Here is a 19239-nt window from a genome sequence, read left to right on the forward strand (position 1 = left end):
GAAGGCGTGTGAAAGTACTACAAATTGTAGACTGAACGAGCCTGACGCTGTATCTAGTTTATATAGGATTGACTATAGCAAGTGAATTCGCCAAGCTTTACTCCAACATCTTTATTATAAAATTCTGATCCGAGATATTTATGAAAATTAGCGAACAGTGGCTACGTCAGTGGGTAAACCCTACAAATACTAGCGAACAGTTAGCCGAACAGTTGACTATGGCAGGTCTTGAGATTGATGATCGCTATGCGGTTGCCCGTGCTTTTAGCGGTGTGGTTGTCGGTGAAGTCATCAGCGTTGAGCAGCATCCTGATGCAGATAAATTACGTATCACTCAAGTAAATATCGGTGATGCTGAGCCGCTACAAATTGTCTGCGGCGCGCCTAATGTGACCGTCGGTATGAAAGCACCGGTTGCTACCGTTGGTGCGGTATTGCCAAGCGATGATAAGAAAGGGTTTAAAATCAAAAAGAGTAAGCTACGCGGTGTTGCCTCAAACGGCATGCTATGCGGCGCTTCTGAAATTGATTTAGTCGATGATATAGATGGCTTGCTTGAGTTGCCTGAAGATGCACCAGTTGGTACAGATATCCGTGAATATTTAGGTTTAGATAATCAAATATTGGATATCTCTATCACCCCAAACCGTGGTGATTGCTTTAGCGTACGTGGTATTGCTCGTGAAATATCTGTCATCAACGACTTACCTGTACAAATGCCAGAAATCTCGGCCAATACCGCTGGCACTGCCGCAACACCAGCTGTGACAGTCGATGCAAAGGAAGCGTGCCCTCGCTATCTGTTGCAGTCGATTCGCAATATTGATCGTAGCATCGATACTCCGAAATGGATGCAAGATGCGCTGGTACAATCAGGACTACGTTCACACAACTTCTTGGTCGATGTGACCAACTATGTACTGATGGAATTGGGTCAACCGTTACATGCGTTTGACGCAGACATGATCGAAGGTGATATCGTTGTACGTTTGGCACAACCTGATGAAACCATTGCTTTGCTAAATGAGCAAACCGTTACCTTGACTGGTGATGAGCTTGTGATTGCTGATGATAAAGGTGCCTTGGCACTAGCTGGTATCATGGGTGGTCAGCGTAGCAGTGTCACTGATAGCACTACCAATATCGTTGTAGAAAGTGCTTTCTTTAATCAGCTAGCTATTGCTGCACGCGCACGTCGTTTCGGACTACATACGGACGCATCACAGCGTTTTGAGCGTGGCGTCGACTTTGAATTGCCAGCATTAGCGTTGGCACGAGCTTGTGATTTAATCACCAGTATTACTGGCGGTGAAGCTGGACAAATAGTCACGGCCGAAAACCTTGAGCATTTGCCAGCACGCGCACCGATTACATTGCCCATCGCGAAAGTTCGTGATGTCATTGGGATTGATATTGAACCAACTGAGATGGTACGTATCTTGACCCAATTGGGTTTTGACGTAGAGCAGCAGAGCGATTCACTAGTTTGCAAGCCGCCATCTTATCGTTTTGATATGAGTATCCGCGAGGATTTAATCGAAGAAATTGCTCGTATCTATGGCTATGACAATATTCCAAGTGTCCTGCCACATTTGCAAGTCAGCATGGATTATGATGATACTGCAGATTTGACGCATGAGATGAAGCTCGCGTTGGTCGACAATGGTTATATGGAAGCGATTAGCTTTAGCTTCAGTGATGCAAAACTAGAAGCATTGCTTGACGACGAAGCGCTAGGGGAGGTATTGGCACTGGCAAACCCTATCTCTAGTGATTTGGCCGTTATGCGTCGTACCTTGCTATCGAGCCTACTGCCTTGCGTTCAATATAACTTAAATCGTCAGCAGCCACGTGTACGTTTCTTCGAGACAGGTCTTAGCTTTGTTGGACAAAGTATTAGTGACTTAGTACAAACGCCAAGTATTGCTCTAGTCGCAGTTGGTGATATATGGAGCGAGCAAGCTTATCAAAACCGTGCGTTAGATTTTTATGACCTAAAGCATGACATTGAGCAGTTATTACCAGCACAAATCGATAGCGCACGTATCCGCTATGAGCGTAGTACGCTGAGTTTCCTGCATCCAGGACAAAGCGCTGAGTTATATATCGATGATATATACGTTGGTTGGTTGGGTCAGTTGCATCCAAATACTGCTAAGCAATTAGATCTGACTACTACCTGGGTCGCTCAATTGTCACTGGCACCGCTATTGACGATTGCACGTGAGCAGCATGCTATCACGACACCAAGCAAGTTCCCGCAAGTACGCCGCGATATTGCTATCTTGGTAGACAGTGACATCAGTTTGCAGACGCTAGAGACAACGGTGCGAACTGCAGCAGGTGATTTGTTGACTGATCTTTGGTTATTTGATGTCTATCAAGGTGACAAAGTACCAGCAGGCCAGCGCTCACTAGCGTTTGCACTGATATGGCAAGATAGTACGCAAACGTTGTCTGACGAAGCCGTCAAGACTGCCACAGATAAAGTGGTACAAGCGCTAACTGACCAGCATTCTGTACAGCTGCGCGACAGCTAACATTTAGTAAGTATTATACCCAATGCTCTGTAGTCTTTTTACCATGAGGCTACGGAGCATTGCTATTCATAGAATAAGTTAAGTGGTTATTAATAAAGGATTTTAATGAAGACTTTGTTAAAAAACGGTCAAAAAACCTTTATAATAGCTAGCCTTAACCCTCATACCGCTAAACCATGATATTCGACATCACGACATAGCATAGGAGTCGTACTGTGAGCACCTTAACCAAATCTGACATGATTGAGCATTTAATGAGTCACCTAAACCTAACACGCCAAGAAGGCCGCTGTCTGGTGGAGAACTTTTTTGATGAGCTGTCAGAAAGTTTGATTGATGGCAAAGAGGTCAAGCTTTCAGGCTTTGGCAACTTTGAGCTTAAAGATAAAAACAGCCGTCCAGGCCGTAACCCGAAAACAGGGGAGCCTGTTGCAGTATCCGCGCGCCGTGTGGTTACTTTCAAGACAGGACAGAAATTTCGTCAGAAGGTTGACGAGCGTTTGTTTGATAGCTAATACTTAGTTTGGCACTGCGCTGAACGATAGTGTGTCTGTTTTATCGTGAGTTTATAAGAATGCTAGTGCGTATTTGCACTTAGTTATTTTTGTGTACATCTATATATTCCGATATTGCAGCATGCATCGTATATTAGGGTTATCTATAAAGTAGAGTCCTACTAAGATCATAAATCATAGACATAAAAAAAGAGAGCATAGGCTCTCTTTTTTTTACTACAGTTTATCTATTGTATGAACAATAAATTACTGAGCTTCTTCAACTACTACTTCGTCAGAAGCTTCAACAGCAGCAGTATCAGTTTCGCTAGCTACATCCATGCTAGTGGTGTCGCCGTCTACAGGAACTTCAGCGTCCATTTCGTCAGTAGCAGTTGCAGCTTGTGCATCAGCGATGTCAGCTTCAGCGCCAGCAACAGCAGCGTCAGCATCAGCAGTCATTTCGCCTTCAGCAGCAGCTTCGTTTAGCTCTTCAGAAGCGTCTTGCACTTCTTCTTGCGCGTCAGATAAATCTTCAGCAGCATTTTCTTTGCTGCTATCACAGGCAGTAAGGCCCATAGTTGCAGTCATGATACCAGCTAGAGCAAGTAATTTAAGTTTCATATGGTTTTCTCCGGAAAAATGAAATGAGCAGTAGCAGCAACAAAGGTCGAAATCCGAGATTTCTCAGAATTCAACTAGTCTTAGTCACAGCTACTCAGCTTCCACGCATTCTATAGGTTTTCTAAGTAAATAGAAATAGCCTGTACAATTAAGTAACAATAAAATTTAAAATAATATTTTACTTTGGCTATCCGATATACTTTTTAATACAAGAAGCTAGATTAATCGACGTATAATCAATGATATCAGAGGGATTGAGACCTTTTTTAGTTCTCATTTTTTGTCTCGAATTGTTGATATTAGCCCTGTTCTTATGGGTAAGAATTGAATTAAATAGTCTGATTATCGTCCTATATTACATAAATCCTAGTTAAGTTAGCAATTTTATAAGTTTCTACTTGATTTTAGGATAGTAGACTAGGTCATAGCGTAAATTAACTGGCCAAACAATATATAACATAAGTGATGAGTAATAGAAGTAGTGGCTAGTAGAGATAATGGTTAGTAGAAATAATGAATCAATCTACATTTGAGGAAGAGAACTATGAAATGGCAAGGTAGACGAGGCAGCTCGAATGTGCGCTCTAGCACAGGTGGCGGTAAGATGATCGGCGGTGGTATTGGCGGTATTATCATTGCAGGTATATTGTGGTTGGTATTTGGGGTAAACCCAATGACCGCATTACAGACAGGACAAGCGGTTACAGGTGGTGGTAGTGAGTCATCTACCGAGCTGGCAACCAGCACAGACCGAGACACGCAGTTTGTGAAAGTTGTACTAGCAGATACAGAAGAAGTCTGGCATCAAATCTTCAATGAAGCTGGTAGCACTTATCAAGAGCCGTCATTGATTTTGTTTAATGGTCAGGTTAGTTCGGCATGTGGTAGTGCTAGCTCTGCAACAGGTCCATTTTATTGTCCAGGGGATCAGACTGTTTATTTAGACACGTCATTCTTTGTAGAGATGCGACAGAATCTTGGTATTTCAGGCGATCAGCAAGGCTCTGGTGGTGAAGAGAACCAAGGCAAGGCTGGCGATTTCGCACAGGCCTACGTGATAGCGCATGAGGTAGGTCACCATGTTCAGACGTTATTGGGCATTAGCCAACAGGTCAATGAAGCTCGTCAGCAAGTAACACAAGCACAGTCCAATAAGCTATCAGTATTACAAGAGTTGCAAGCGGATTGTTTTGCTGGTGTATGGGCACAGCGCAATCAAGAGCGTGTACAGTTTTTAGAAGCTGGTGATCTTGATGAAGCGGTAAATGCAGCTAGTCAAATCGGAGATGATCGTCTAGCGAAAGCGAGTGGTGGTGCAGTAGTGCCTGATAACTTTACTCATGGTACCAGTCAACAACGCGTCGAATGGTTCACCCGTGGTCTACAAAGCGGTAATGTACAATCTTGCGATACGTTCAGCGGTGCACTTTAATGGCCATATATATTAATAATCGTGTATTTGACTAACGATGTTTTGTAATACTGATGTTTTTGACTATAAGTCTAGTGCATGGACTTATAAACAAAATTAAGACACAAAAAAGCCTGCAACGAATTGCAGGCTTTTTGTCATCTTTTATCTGATACTACTCAATCAATTTTCAAATAATATCAGCGTAGAAAGATTTAGTTGTTATCAAGAACATAACCACCAGCACCGCCAATCGCTGCACCAGCCAATGCGCCACGAGCGATATCTTTGCTGTCGCCTTTGCTTTTAATAAGAGCACCAGCTGCTGCGCCAGCAGTAGCACCTTTAGCAGTGTTGCTCATACCGCTATAAGAGTTACAACCAGTCATGATTAGTGCTGAGCTAGTAATTGCAGTCATTGCGATCGTTTTAGCAAATTTCATATTATCACCTATTAAGTCATCAAGTTTAAAATACAATACCTTCAAAATACTGTGTCCATGATATTTTCAAGTATATTCCTACTGTCTGTCATAATAGTCGGTTACTAATAATATAGTCGTAGTAAAAACGCTAATCTTTGCAAACGAGATGTAAGCGATGTTGCCGTACTGTATCATCAGTAATGCCTATGAGCGACAGAGCAGTATAGTTTAATTGGCTGAACTATTAATATTTTGATGCTGCCATAAAAAAGACTACCTATAGGTAGTCTTAATATCAAATCAAAGCTGAATATGTCTAGCAAACTGACTAAGAATTAGTTTTGTGATTTACGCTTCATTTGCTCGAAGAATTCATCATTGGTTTTCGCTTCTTTTAGGCGATCCAATAAGAACTCAGTAGCTTGTACGCCATCCATCGGTTGAAGTAGTTTACGTAAAATCCATACTTTACGCAGCTTGTCTTCGTCCAATAGACGCTCTTCGCGGCGTGTACCAGATTTTTTGATATTAATCGCAGGGAATACACGTTTTTCAGCCAAGTCACGCTCAAGCGTAATCTCTTGGTTACCAGTTCCCTTAAATTCTTCAAAAATAACGCTATCCATCTTACTACCAGTATCAATCAATGCACTGGCAATAATGGTCAAACTACCACCTTCTTCAACGTTACGCGCAGCACCAAAGAAACGTTTTGGACGTTCTAGAGCATTGGCATCCAGACCACCCGTCAATACTTTGCCTGATGATGGGATAACCGTATTATAAGCACGTGCTAGACGCGTAATCGAATCAAGTAAAATCACCACGTCTTGCTTATGCTCGACCAAACGTTTGGCCTTTTCGATGACCATTTCAGCAACTTGTACGTGACGCTGTGGTGGCTCATCAAAGGTAGAAGCAACCACTTCACCGCGTACCGTACGTACCATCTCGGTGACTTCTTCTGGACGCTCATCAATCAATAGTACGATCAAATAGCATTCAGGATTATTACGAGTGATTGATTGCGCGATGGTCTGTAGCAACATCGTTTTACCCGCTTTTGGCGGTGCGACAATGATAGAACGCTGACCTTTACCAATCGGAGCGATTAGATCGATGATACGACCAGTCAAATCTTCAGTGGTTCCGTTACCAAGCTCAAGTTTTAAATGCTCAGTTGGGAATAGGGGCGTTAGGTTCTCAAAGATAAGCTTATGACGTGAGCGATCTGGCGTATCAAAGTTGATTTCACCAACTTTTAATAATGCAAAATAACGCTCAGAATCTTTTGGTGGACGAATCGTACCAGCGATACTGTCACCAGTTTTTAGACTGAAACGGCGAATTTGGCTAGGGCTGACATAAATATCATCAGGACCGGCTAAATATGAGCCTTCTGATGAGCGCAAAAATCCAAAACCATCAGGAAGAACCTCAAGTACGCCGTCACCATAAATGGCTTCACCGTTACGCGCATGGGTTTTTAGAATAGCAAAGATAATGTCCTGTTTACGGCTACGAGCCATATTATCAAGACCCATTTCTTTGGCGATAGCCAATAGCTCAGCGATTGATTTTTTCTTTAATTCAGTAAGATTCATAGATAGGTCATTAGCAATTGATCAGATGAGAGATGCCATTAGCAGCACAAGTCACGACAGTGATTAAAATAACGGTAATATGATGATATGGGTGTGTGCACAGCGCTGTAGTTTATGTAGTTTTGGTTTTATATGTCTGCTTATGTACGCATTGTCATCATTGGAGGCAAGGTAATAAGAAATAAGGATAAAAAAGGCTACATAAGAGTCTGCGTCAAAAACTCAATATCAGTAATTGCGTTTAGTCATTTTGTTCAGCAATGGTGTTTATAATGACGATTGTGTTTTTGTTGATAAACACGAGGAGAATAGCGACAAGATACTTAGGAAAACAGTTGGTTTTCTCTTGTCAGCAGACTATACGGTCTTCACAATAGCGTTGTCAATAAATTTTGCCAAAAAAGTCACATTATCGAGTTTTTTGCACAAAAAACAAGCAAAAAAGCCACTATCTTAGTCAGATAATGGCTTTCTCGGTTATTATATTTTGCCTACTCAAGGTAATCTAGAGCTGGCAAATTTAACTTATAAATGCTTGTCTAGTACTTTAGCCAATTCAGCTTTTGGCTGTAGGCCCATTACTGAATCAACTTTTTCGCCATCTTTAAATACAAATAGCGTTGGGATGTTGCGGATACCAAAACGGCTAGCCGCTTGTGGGTTGTTGTCTACGTCTACTTTAACGATTTTAACTTTACCTTGGTACTCAGTCGCTAGATCTTCTAAAATAGGAGCAATGGCTTTACAAGGACCACACCATGGCGCCCAGAAGTCTACTAGTACAGGTACGTCTGATTGTAGAACATCTTGATCAAAGTCTGTGTCGGTAGTATGTACAATAAGGTCTGACATAATTTTATCTCTCTTGTTTTATTACTTCTATCACCACTCATCAACCTATATATTGGTTTAATAATAAATCAGTTGGTGGTCAAAGAATTGTTTAGAAGGGGTGAAAATGTGCCATTATATTAACATGTTTGCCCTAATTTGACAGATACAGGCTGGTTAAATTGTTTAACAACTAGTATTAGCACAATAAATCGAAACGGTGCAGCACAAGAGTGTCCAATCTGTTATTGAATACGATTATCCTTATCAAAGTATGTATCTCAGCCAGATAGAAGTCTTATTTTATACCTCGTTTATATAGTAGTTAGTGATTAGTAGCTAGCGATATTAATAACTTTAAAAATCAGTCAAAGTTTTGCCATTTTATCCGAATAACCGTTGTTCCTAAAATGGCTGTCGTGCCAAATATAGCTATCGTGTCTAAAAGACTAGCCACCAAAAATCCTTATCTTAAAACCAATTTACATAAGTAGTTAATTTTATGCCTTTTACCGATGAAGAAGTTAATGCCCTCAATGCCCAAGAAAGCGCTTATCCACTTGAGTTTTTTAAAAATTTTGCACAAGAGATTACGGTTTACGAAGACGATGACATTTGGGTAGTTGATAAACCTGCAGGCCTATTAAGCGTCGATGGCAAGACACTCAAAGTGAGTCTGCTTGCTCGGCTTGAGCGTGCCAATCCAGCCGTCAAATTGATTCACCGCTTAGATATGGACACATCTGGACTGCTTATTTTTGCAAAAAATGCAGCAGCGCAAACCAATATCAGTAAGCAATTTATCGAGCGTCTACCGCAAAAGAAATACCAAGCGCGTGTCTTTGGTGAGTGGGAGCAGGTCGGCGCAACTGGTGAGATATCAGTGCCAGTACGCTATGAGCCAAGTACCAAACCGCGCCATATCGTCGATCACGACTGGTCAAAGCATGCGCTGACGCTATACGAAGTTGTGGCTCACGAAACCTGTAATGGCGAGACAGTCACTCGTGTCATGCTAAAGCCAGTCACGGGCCGTAGCCATCAGCTACGCGTACATATGGTCCATGTCGATCATGTGATGATTGGCGATCCGATTTATGCTGAAGGTGCCGCACTAGAGATAGCACCAAGGCTCAACTTACATGCACAGCAATTGCGTTTAAAGCATCCAGTACTGGGTGCTTGGATGGACTGGGAAAGTCCCTGCCCGTTTTAAATCGTTAGATTTTGCCACTTGCTGTCAATAGATGCGATAAACAACGGCTATAAAGCCAGCTATAAAATGCCAGTCATGCAAATACAAGGATGAAAGTATGCTTGATATCACCACGACCAAACAGGCTATCAAAAACCGCCTTAAAGGTAAAAAGTCAAAGACGGATAAAGTAGCCGACTATGAAGTATTGATTATCGGTGCGGGTATCGCAGGTATTGGTATGGCTTGCCGTTTACAGCAACAGCAGCATAAAGGTCTATTCGGTCATAAAGCTCCAAAAAAGCAAAAGCAGGCAAAACCGACTAATAAGCAAAAACCTCCACAGCGCTTTGCTATCTTAGAAAAGCGGGCTGATTTGGGTGGTACATGGGATTTATTTACCTATCCGGGGATTCGCTCTGACTCTGACGCCTTGACCTTTGGTTATAACTTTAGGCCGTGGCTTGACTATAGAATGCTTGCAGCAGGCTATGATATCAAGCGTTACATCGCTGATACGGCACGCGAGTTTGGGGTGACCGAACATATCCACTATCAGCATGAAGTTCAGCAGATATCTTGGTCTAGTGAGGATCAACAGTGGTCAGCAACTATTAAAAACCATGCAAGCGGTGAGATGTTTGTTAAGACTGCTAAGTTTATTGTAGGTGCCACTGGCTATTATGATTATGAGCAAGGCTATCGCCCTCATTTTGATGGAGAGGAGGATTTTCACGGTCAAATCGTTCATCCACAGCACTGGAATAATCTAGACTATGATGATAAAAAAGTCATCATTATTGGTAGCGGTGCCACAGCGATGACGTTGCTACCTGCGCTAGTAGATAAAGACAGTGGTCAGTGTGCGCGTCATGTCACGATGCTGCAGCGTACGCCGACCTATGTGGCAAGCGTGCCGGGTGATGACCATGCTATTGACTGGCTATCAGGCAAGTTTTCACCATTATCAAAAGAGCAAGCCTATACGGTACTGCGTGCGCGCAACGTGTTACGGCAACAAGGCCTGTACAAAGTTGCGACTCACGCACCCAAGGTGATGAAGGCAGTCTTAAAAAATGGGGTGAAAAAAGAGCTGAAAGGTAGCGGCGTTGATAGCAAGCATTTTATGCCTGACTATAATCCATGGGATCAACGAGTATGTGCGGTACCTGACGGTGATTTATTCAAAGCCCTGCAGGACAAACGCGCAACAGTAGTGACCGATCAAATCAGCCACTTTACTGAGACAGGAGTTATGCTGCAATCTGGCCAGCATCTCGACGCTGATATCATCGTTACTGCGACTGGTTTAAAGCTACAGATGCTGGGCGGGGCAGCGGTATATATCGACGGTCAATCTATCGATATTGGCACGCGTATGACCTATAAGGCAGTCATGATAGAAGGCATACCTAATCTGGCGGCACTGTTTGGCTATACCAATGCCTCGTGGACACTTAAAATCGATTTGGCTTGTCAGTATGTAGTGAGGCTGTTGGGGTATATGCATAAAAACCGTTATCAAGTCGCCATGCCACAAGCACAGACTGCCGATATGACAGCCTGTGCTCAAGCAGATACCGTGATGGGTTCGCTATCGTCTGGTTATGTCAGACGCGGCAAAGACGAGCTACCTAAGCAAGGCGATCGCTATCCTTGGTTTGTGACCAATAACTATCTAAGTGATCGAATCATGCTTAAGTATCGCAAGATAAAAGACGACTGGTTACGATTTAGTCGTTAGTATCTTGGTAGTTATTGATGATGGTTGTCGATGAAATCGGCAACTTGCTTGCTTAACATCTGCCACAAGGTCTCTTGGGCGCTTTTGCTGCCCCATGCATTGTGCGGACTAAAGATAACACGCGGATGATCGCTGATACTGAGCAAAGGATCATTATCAGCGATCGGTTCTTGTTCAAACACATCGCTAGCATAGCCGATGATCTGCTTACTATTAATCGCGTCAGTTAATGCTTGGCTATCAACGATGCCGCCACGGGCGACGTTGACGATGAGCGGCTGTTTAACCATTTTTGCTAGAGTATCCTTGTTAATAAGATGCTCAGTTTGTTCATTCAATGGACAGTGTAGACTGATCACATCCGCACGCGCTAATACTTCATCAAACGCGGTATAGTCGTCGCTGCGTGGTTCACTTCCTTGGTGCTCCGCCCACAGTACGGTCATACCAAAGGCACGAGCAATCTCGGTCACGCGCTTGCCAATGGTGCCAATACCGATAATACCTAATGTCTTATCTTCCAAATCTATCAACGGAATATCCAGCAGGCAAAAATTGCCGTTTGCCAGCCACGTGCCGTCAGCGACTTTCTGATGATAATGAATACCAGCACGCATCGCTGTCAGCATGAGCATAAATGTGTGTTCGGGCACGCTTTTGACTGCATAACCGGCGACATTGAACAGCGCAACACCGTGCTTATCGCAAGCCTCTTGATCGACGTTATTCATGCCAGTAGCAGTCAGTTGAATAAGCTTGAGTTTCGGTAATTGCTCTATCACCTCAGCACCAATTTGGACTTTATTGGTGATAATAATATCAGCATCTTTGCAGCGCTCAATGATGACAGACGTGTCTTTTGGCGTGTCATTATAAGTGATGTAATCGCTCACACCTATTGGCGCTGGCAGGTCAATACCTTCAGAAAACGTACCTTTATCTAAAAAAACGGCTTGCATGGCTAGTCCTTACTTATTGTTGTCTTATAGATAGTTAGCGAATAAACGGCTATCGCATGAATCCTTATCGGCTTAATGTAGCACGTTGGTATTTTTAGTCAAAAATGAATCGGCCAAATATCGATCGAATAGATATAAGCTGCTGATAAAGCAGGACAATCTTTATTATTCAACAATCGTGTATTTGTCTAACATAGTATCGATTAAATAACTTATAAAATCATAGCTATCGCAAGCTGCCTCTTGAAAATTCAACTTAACGCACTCATCTACCCGCTAACGTTATATAATGGTTGGGCTGAACGATTGGCTTGATTGGTGTTGTGGCATTTCTTCTATGTCTTTTTGACATTTTATGGTGTGAACAACCTTATTTAGCTATTGTTAGCCGCCATTGCTGTTTTCTAAGCTATCTATCTAAATTTCATTATCTGAGTACAAAAGACATCGCCTTATGACTATCTCTATTGCTTCATTGCACAGTACTGAATTCGCCGTTGGTCAACGTTATTTATCTGATACGGAGTCTGAGCTTGGCTTAGGTGTGGTCATCGATGTTGACGACCGATGTGTGCATATTTTATTTCCGCAAAGTGAAGAGACACGCGTCTACGCAAAAAACTCTGCGCCATTATCGCGCGTGGTGTTTAAAGTAGGCGATAGCATCTACGATCAAGATGGAAAAAGCTATACGGTCAATGCCGTTGATGAAGTGATGGGCGTACTTAAATATGGCGTCGATGAGCACGAGCGCGGCATCATGGAAACCCGCCTTGCTGCCAATATCACATTGGCCAAGCCGCTTGAACGCTTGCTTGCTGGCCGTATTGAGCGCGGTGACTGGTATGAGCTGCGTCAAGACATCTTGCGCATGCAGTCAGCGCTAGCAGGCCACCCACTAAAAGGCCTAATGGGTGCACGTGTCGATATCATCGAGCATCAGCTGTATATCGCACATGAAGTCGGTAAGCGTATCGCGCCGCGTGTATTATTGGCTGATGAAGTTGGCCTTGGTAAGACCATCGAAGCGGGCATGATTATTCATCAGCAGTTGCTAACGGGCAAAGCTGAGCGTGTGTTGATTTTGGTACCAGATAGTTTGCAGTATCAATGGATGATTGAGCTGCGTCGCCGCTTTAACCTAAACTTTGCCTTGTTTGATCTAGTGCGTACTGCAGCTATTAAAGAACACGACCCTGAACAAAACGTCTTTGCCACTGAGCAATGTATCATTGGTGGCATGGATCTGTTACTCGATCACCCAGACTTATATGACCAAGCGATGGATGCAGGGTTTGATTTATTGGTTGTTGATGAAGCGCATCATCTGCATTGGGATGAAGCACAGGGCGGCAATGATAAGTATGACCTGATTGCAGATTTCGCAGAAGAAACGCCAGGCGTGATGCTATTGACAGCAACGCCAGAGCAGCTTGGTGCGCAGAGTCACTTTGCCCGTCTGCGTTTGCTTGATCCAGATCGTTTTGATGATTTGGATGAATTTATCGATGGTCAAGAAGCTTTTGCAGAGACAGCAGCAGTTGCTGGTGTCTTGATAGAAGAAAAGCCACTGAATGAAGGCCAAATTGCTGCCTTAAGTAGTCTATTAGATATTAGTATTGAAGAACTATCTTCAATCAATGAAGATGAAAAACTGCGTACACATGCGCTAAACGAGCTATTAGATCGTCATGGTACAGGTCGTATCTTGTTCCGTAATACGCGTGAGAGTGTCAAAGGTTTCTACGGCCGTAGTAGCCAACCATATCCACTGCCATTACCTGAAGCATGGAAAGATAGCTATCAAACCAATGGTAAGTTGCGTGAGCAGCTATGGGGCGAAGAAAACCAACCAGACGGTGGCTGGCTAGAAGATGATCCACGTGTTTCTTGGTTGATTGATATTTTGCGCGGTGAGCTTAAGCATCAAAAAGTCCTATTAATCGCTCGTAGTGGTGCGACGGTAGAGAGTTTAGAAGCAGTATTGCGTCTGCATGCGGGCATTAAGACAGCTATCTTTACTGAACAGATGACTTTGCTTGAGCGTGACCAAGCAGCTGCGTTCTTTGCTGATAGTGAAGGTGCGCAGATACTACTGTGTTCAGAGATTGGTTCAGAAGGTCGTAACTTCCAGTTTGCAAGCCAATTAATACTATGGGATCTACCTGCTAACCCAGATACCTTAGAGCAGCGTATCGGCCGTCTAGATCGTATCGGTCAGACGCAGCAAATCATGCTACATGTGCCTTATGTACAGGGTACAGCACAAGAGCGTCTGTATCAGTGGTATAACGATGCACTGAACATGTTCAATCAGATATCGCCAACGGCACAAAGCGTACAAGAGCAATATATCCAAGAGCTTAAGCCTATGCTTGAGGGTGCTGATACCGTTGAAAATAATGTCATCTTGCAAGACATCATTGACGAGGCGCTACAGACACGTTTGGGACTAGAAGCACAGCTACAGGCTGGTCGTGACCGTCTGCTAGAGTACAACTCATGCCGCCCGCGTGTCGCTGGTCGTATCGCTGATGCTATGCGTGACTTTGATGGCAATAATTTGTTGCCGCACTTTATTGAGCGTTTCTTTGCGTCTGCCAATATCGATCACAACATCCAACGTGATGGCTCGTGGGTCATCGCACCTATCGATAGCACCGAGATCAGTGACTATATTGATGGTTTGCCACTTGGTGATGAAGACGGTATGACGTTGACTTTTGAGCGTGAGCAAGCGCTTCAACGTGAAGACATCGAGTTTATCACTCACGAGCATCCATTGATGCGTGCGATTTATGAGCTAGCGAGCACTAGCACCTTTGGTAACACCACGGTTGCAATGCTAAAAAGTGCCGCTGTTCCGCAAGGTATGGTACTGCTAGAGGTGAACTTCCGTGTTGAAGCGATCGCGCCAAAAGTGCTCAATCTGCCAGCGACTTTGTCCACACAAAATATCCGTGTCTTTATCAGTGAGCAGGGCAGTGACTTATCGGCTCGTATCAGTGCTGAAATGATTATGCCGCACGTTGAGCGTTTAGATAAAAACCGTGCTCGCCAAGTGATTAAAGTGCGCGGCGATGTGATTGAGCAGCGTTATTACGAAGCTGAAGACATCGCTCGTCAGCAGATCGCTGAGATTGGTGAGCAAGCAAGTAGCCGCTTTAGCCAGCAGTGGTCACGCGAAATTAAGCGTTTAAAACATCTACAGACGATTAATCCAAACGTACGTCCTGAAGAGATTGAGCGTTTAGAGCAGCTTAAAGCTCAAGGTGAGCAAGCACTTGGTAATCTGTCATTAGTGCCGGATTCTATTCGCGTACTCGTAGCAGTTAAGCCATAAGCATCGGCGTATTTGTCAAAAACGAGGTGTTATTATACATCTCGTTTTTTTATGGTTGAGATTGCTTGTTTTGCTCTTTAGTTGCGATTTTTCTGGCAAAAATAGATAAGCAATACTTATGAGTAAGCCGACAGTAACTAGTCAAAGCCACCAATATTGGGTAAGATGTTTACCTTTTCTATAGAAAATAAATATTCGGTGATAACATCGCTAACGATGTCTGTATGTTTATTTTAAGGTCTCCTTCGACAGATCTTAACAAGTGATCTCGCATTATTTTACATTCAAATATGATGGCTATATGGCATCAATATCATCAGATGCTGAGCGTTTTTGATAAAAATAAGGAAACATATCGTCATGTCCGACAATCTACAACTGATTGATGAGCTGCTGGCTACTATCGCGCTTATTGAAGTTACCCCTGATGTTTTTGAGGGTAAAAGCCATGACTATGTGGGCAGTCGTATATTTGGTGGGCAAGTGCTCGCTCAAGCGATTATGGCAGCGGCGCATACATTAGATCAAGACAAACCTTGTCACTCACTGCATGGGTATTTTTTGCGTGGTGGTGATATCAACCAACCGGTGATATATCAAGTCCGTCGTTTGCGTGATGGTCGTAGCCTGTCTGCACGTGAAGTCACCGCTATTCAGTACAAAGAAGTACGTGGTAAGCCGCCTGTTGAGCAAGTAATATTTTCAATGATTGCCTCGTTCTCACCGATGGAAGATGGGCTTGAGTATCAAGAAGACATGCCTGTCTATCCACCGCCAGAAGACTTGCTAACAGAGCAGGATCTAAAAGAAGAGAATGTCGGAAAAGTACCAGAAGCGCTAAAAGCAAGATTTATGCGCCGCCGTCATGTCGAGATTAAGCCAGTAAAGCCGCGTAATCCGATTAGCCCAGAACCAATGAAGCCTAAACAAGCAAACTGGCTACGCATTCGTGAATTGGGCAATCAGCCAGTGGCTATTCAGCAAGCGCTATTAGCATTTTCGTCTGACTTTTATTTGGTTGGCACAGGGCTGATGTCTCATGGTGTTAGCTTTATGACCAGTGGTCTACAGGCCGCTAGTATCGATCATTCGATGCATTTCCATCGTGATTTTGACTTAAACAAATGGATGCTGTACGACATGTGGAGTGATACCACGTCTAATGCGAAAGGCTTGAATCATGGTCAGTTTTGGCAAGATGGCAAACTGGTCGCTACTGTGCAACAAGAAGGCCTCATGCGTTTACGTGTGCCAAAGTCTTAGAGTTATTTAGACCCAGCTATCTTTATATTATCATCATAAAAAAGCGACTCATTATTAATAGTGAGTCGCTTTTTTTTATGCTAATTTTTATTCTAAGATCTTAAGCATCGCGCGAGGCAGTCCTAGGCTGTCTTGCGCTTTTCGTTCGGTTAACCACTTAAAGTCAATTTCAGCCGCTGCTAATTTATTATTTAACTCGGTGACCTGCGTCGCATTAATTGTTAATTTACGCGGGGTCAAATACCAGTGAAAGTGCGTCAGCGAATGCTTAATAGGGGCGTCATCGAGTAAAGTATTGCTGACTGATTTTGCGACCAGTTCATTCTTTATCAGCCATTCATTTATGATTTGCTCAGCAGTGGTAAATTCTGCTTCGTATACTTTTTCATTACTACGGACATCGTTTACTGTGTTTGATGGCTTATCATCGCTAGCTAGTGTCTTTTTAACGGTAGCCTTAGTGTTCGCTTTACCGTCAACTTTTTCCACAAACTGTAATGGCAAACTCCATAATCCACCCCAGATACCATTGTCAGGGCGTTGTAGCCATAATATCTCACCATCTGCACTTTCGATGAGCAGTGCGTCACTGAATTTACTAGGTTTGGGCTGCTTTTTTGCTTTGACGGGATAATCAGTCTCGCGCCCTTGCGCATGGGCTAGGCAGTCTTCTTTTAATGGACATAACAGACAGGCAGGCTTGCTACGGGTACATAATGTCGCACCCATATCCATCATGGCTTGCGCAAATAGTCCTGAGTTCTCTGTCGGTGTTAGTCGCTCTGCCAATGCCCATAAATTTTTGGTGGTAGCAGATTTGGTGATATCGCCGTCAATTGCTGCCCAACGTGTCAGCACACGTTTGACGTTACCATCACAGATGACGCCATAATGATGCAATCCCATCGCCATAATCGCCCCAGCAGTCGACGGCCCGACCCCTGAAATCGCTTCCCATCCTGATAGCGTCTGTGGAAACTCGCCCGTTTCATCGATTACCTCAACCAACTGCTTAGCACCTTTATGCAAATTACGCGCACGCGCATAATAGCCAAGTCCTGCCCAATGCTCCGCTACGGTATCCCATTCTGCTGCGGCCAAGTCCTGCACAGTCGGAAACGATGCCATAAAACGTGCAAAGTAGGGCAGTACAGTGGTCACTTGCGTTTGCTGAAGCATCACTTCGGATAACCAAACGATATAAGGATTTGGCGTATCGGTTTGGTGCTGTTGCCAAGGTAAATCATGGCGACCATTTTCGGCAAACCAATCAAGTAGGCGCGGGGCAAAGGAGTTTAACGCTTCTATAGGCTGAGAAAAGGAAATATTGGATATAGTGGTTGGTTTGGTCATAGGCGATAGTAATATTTGATAAATATGAATTTGTTAGAAGACAACAAATATTTTTAATTTTCTGAATTGTAATCTTTCTTAAAACCACAAGCTTCACAATCAAGCGAAATTTTCGAGCCTTCCATATTGACTTTTACATTTTTGGAATTGCATTTGATACAGTGCAAAACACTCTCATTACCTTCTTCTTCAAAGTTAAAATACTTAGGGACTATTTCCTGATTCCAGTATTTACCTATAGGTTTTTTAAATCCGGCATCTTCGTCTTTTAAAATAAAGTCAAAAATTATTTGACTTAAATAAGATCTTGGAGCTCGTGAGTCGCGATTATATTTATAGGTATCCCAGTTTTCTTGTAATGCTCTCTCACCCAAAGATAACATTTTCCCAGGGATGATATTTCCTGCATGTTTTTTGCTTTGAGCATACCCCTTGGTATAAAAAATATGGGCATCCTCAACTGATTTTTTTATAAAATAGTATATTTCACTTATTGAGAAATCTTCTAACAACTGTTGTAATACCTCTCTAGTTTTCTTTTCTGCACTAAATGTTATATTTAGCTCTTCAGCTTTTATATATAGATACTGTAGTGCCTCTTCAACACTAAGCTCCAATATAATTTTGAAGAAATCATCTTCGTAATTTGAGTCAATATTGTCTTTCAAATCGAAATAAATCTGATTATAAACTTCATTTAAGTTACTACGTTCGTCATCATGTATAGCTACGTTAACTATCCACTGGACTCGTCTAGGATAATATCCCTTATCTGGAGCTTCATCTGGAAAAGCGTCAAGTGGAGAAAGAGGATCTATCAATAGTATATTTGATCTATATAGTTTATCAATATAGCTTTCATCCATATTATCAGAAGGCGTAAATAGCTTTGTTCTCAAAGGATTATTCAAAGATAATATGTGTTCAAATTCCTCATCAGTTTGGATTCTAAACAAAGTTAACAATAATAACTTTTCTTTAAACCCCAATGATTCATAGCTTACAGTACGAAAATTAAGAATACAGTATGCATCTTCTACCATTTCTCTCTTTGTATTCTTCTTATTTATGATTTCCTGTTTTTCTATCTTAACGCATTCAGTACACTCACATTTTTTTTCAAAATAATTGTTACTATTATCAAATATCTTGTGGTCGCATTTATAGCATTCAATAGGATTCTTTTTATAAGAACCATCGCTCTTACTCTTACGTTTTACATACATTGGTATTTGACAGTACGGACATACAGTATTGAGCAACTGCTGAGGAGGTAGTACTTTAATTAGTTTGTTAGGGTTAATATCGATCTTATACTCAGATATCAAAACAGAGTTTTTTTCACCATTTAGATATCGTTGGTATAACTCATCGATATCTGAAGCTGTTAAATGTTTCACTTCATCTGCAATTTCTACTAGGAAATCTGTCATAATTTTCTCTAAATATAATT

Annotated in this window: 14 protein-coding genes; 7 read left to right on the plus strand and 7 right to left on the minus strand. The window is 42.6% G+C overall.

The window, feature by feature from the left end; genetic code table 11:
* Positions 1-140 precede the first annotated feature (140 nt).
* Positions 141-2540 (plus strand): phenylalanine--tRNA ligase subunit beta, encoded by a 2400-nt coding sequence (gene pheT, locus ABFV72_RS10575; protein WP_347163588.1) that lies wholly within the window; start codon positions 141-143, stop codon positions 2538-2540.
* Between the two features lie 215 nt (positions 2541-2755).
* Positions 2756-3055, plus strand: a complete 300-nt coding sequence (locus ABFV72_RS10580) for an integration host factor subunit alpha (protein ID WP_057761935.1) — start codon at positions 2756-2758, stop codon at positions 3053-3055.
* A gap of 246 nt (positions 3056-3301) precedes the next feature.
* Here the strand turns inward: ABFV72_RS10580 and ABFV72_RS10585 are convergent, their stop codons facing one another.
* Positions 3302-3658, minus strand: coding sequence for a hypothetical protein (locus tag ABFV72_RS10585; protein WP_201549039.1), 357 nt, complete (start codon positions 3656-3658; stop codon positions 3302-3304).
* A 544-nt stretch (positions 3659-4202) separates the two neighbouring features.
* Between ABFV72_RS10585 and ypfJ the strand changes: the two genes are divergently transcribed.
* Entirely contained in the window at positions 4203-5090 is an 888-nt protein-coding gene (ypfJ, locus tag ABFV72_RS10590) for a KPN_02809 family neutral zinc metallopeptidase (RefSeq protein WP_057761931.1), read from the plus strand.
* A gap of 194 nt (positions 5091-5284) precedes the next feature.
* Here ypfJ and ABFV72_RS10595 read toward each other — a convergent pair whose 3' ends face one another.
* From ABFV72_RS10595 to trxA, 3 genes are all read right to left on the minus strand, one after another.
* Positions 5285-5512, minus strand: coding sequence for a hypothetical protein (locus ABFV72_RS10595; RefSeq protein WP_057761930.1), 228 nt, complete (start codon positions 5510-5512; stop codon positions 5285-5287).
* Between the two features lie 317 nt (positions 5513-5829).
* Complete coding sequence (rho, locus tag ABFV72_RS10600) at positions 5830-7098, minus strand: transcription termination factor Rho (RefSeq protein WP_055125334.1); 1269 nt, start codon at positions 7096-7098, stop codon at positions 5830-5832.
* A 525-nt stretch (positions 7099-7623) separates the two neighbouring features.
* Positions 7624-7950 (minus strand): thioredoxin, encoded by a 327-nt coding sequence (gene trxA / locus ABFV72_RS10605; RefSeq protein WP_057761928.1) that lies wholly within the window; start codon positions 7948-7950, stop codon positions 7624-7626.
* A gap of 481 nt (positions 7951-8431) precedes the next feature.
* Here trxA and ABFV72_RS10610 point away from each other — a divergent pair, with 481 nt between their 5' ends.
* Both ABFV72_RS10610 and ABFV72_RS10615 read left to right on the plus strand, forming a co-directional pair.
* Positions 8432-9145: an RluA family pseudouridine synthase gene (locus ABFV72_RS10610; protein WP_347163591.1), complete on the plus strand. Its 714-nt coding sequence runs from the start codon at positions 8432-8434 to the stop codon at positions 9143-9145.
* A gap of 97 nt (positions 9146-9242) precedes the next feature.
* On the plus strand, positions 9243-10868 hold the full coding sequence (locus ABFV72_RS10615; RefSeq protein WP_347163593.1) for a flavin-containing monooxygenase: 1626 nt from the start codon (positions 9243-9245) through the stop codon (positions 10866-10868).
* Between the two features lie 11 nt (positions 10869-10879).
* On the opposite strand, the gene ABFV72_RS10620 is transcribed toward ABFV72_RS10615, so the two are convergent.
* The gene (locus ABFV72_RS10620; RefSeq protein WP_347163594.1) at positions 10880-11827 is read right to left on the minus strand and encodes an NAD(P)-dependent oxidoreductase; all 948 of its coding nucleotides are present in this window, start codon (positions 11825-11827) and stop codon (positions 10880-10882) included.
* Positions 11828-12281: 454 nt separating this feature from the next.
* On the opposite strand from ABFV72_RS10620, the gene rapA reads away from it, so the two are divergent.
* Together rapA and ABFV72_RS10630 are read left to right on the plus strand one after the other, a co-directional pair.
* Positions 12282-15170, plus strand: coding sequence for an RNA polymerase-associated protein RapA (gene rapA, locus ABFV72_RS10625; protein WP_347163596.1), 2889 nt, complete (start codon positions 12282-12284; stop codon positions 15168-15170).
* 360 nt (positions 15171-15530) lie between these two features.
* A complete protein-coding gene (locus tag ABFV72_RS10630) occupies positions 15531-16433 on the plus strand; it encodes an acyl-CoA thioesterase (protein WP_102093910.1) in 903 nt (300 codons plus the stop codon).
* Positions 16434-16520: 87 nt separating this feature from the next.
* On the opposite strand, the gene mutY is transcribed toward ABFV72_RS10630, so the two are convergent.
* Positions 16521-17786: an A/G-specific adenine glycosylase gene (gene mutY, locus ABFV72_RS10635; RefSeq protein WP_347163598.1), complete on the minus strand. Its 1266-nt coding sequence runs from the start codon at positions 17784-17786 to the stop codon at positions 16521-16523.
* Positions 17787-17839: 53 nt separating this feature from the next.
* The gene (locus tag ABFV72_RS10640; RefSeq protein ID WP_347163600.1) at positions 17840-19219 is read right to left on the minus strand and encodes a hypothetical protein; all 1380 of its coding nucleotides are present in this window, start codon (positions 19217-19219) and stop codon (positions 17840-17842) included.
* Positions 19220-19239: the final 20 nt, after the last annotated feature.

Origin of the sequence: Psychrobacter proteolyticus, assembly GCF_039762275.1 — a bacterium.
Classification (GTDB): Bacteria; Pseudomonadota; Gammaproteobacteria; order Pseudomonadales; family Moraxellaceae; genus Psychrobacter; species Psychrobacter proteolyticus_C.